We start from the raw sequence: 291 nt of genomic DNA on the forward strand, positions 1-291 counted from the left end.
ATGTCCAGGTCGGCGATGGCACGCGCGGCGCGGAGGAAGGTGCCGTCCCCGCCGAGCACGACGATGGCGTCCGTCTCCGTGAGCAGGCGTGGATCCCCCGGTGGGTCGCCGGCCGGCACCGCCCAGGCCTCGATGCCTTCGCCGCGGCACCATTCGAGCGCGCGCTCGCGCAGCAGCAGGGCATCCGGCTGGGTGGGGTTGAAGGCGAAGCCGATGCGCTTCACGTCGACTCCTCCCCGCCGCCGGGAGCACTCGGCCGTCGCAGGTGCAGGAAGTACTCGTGGTTGCCCG

Annotated in this window: 1 protein-coding gene; it reads right to left on the reverse strand. The window is 72.9% G+C overall.

Translation table 11 applies throughout. The annotated features are described in order from the left end of the window. On the reverse strand, positions 1 to 224 hold a 224-nt coding region (locus tag MD536_RS21075), incomplete at its 3' end, for an NAD(+)/NADH kinase (protein WP_239603768.1). Positions 225 to 291: the final 67 nt, after the last annotated feature.

Source organism: Flavihumibacter cheonanensis (genome assembly GCF_022352215.1).
In the GTDB taxonomy this organism is placed as follows: domain Bacteria; phylum Bacteroidota; class Bacteroidia; order Chitinophagales; family Chitinophagaceae; genus Flavihumibacter; species Flavihumibacter cheonanensis.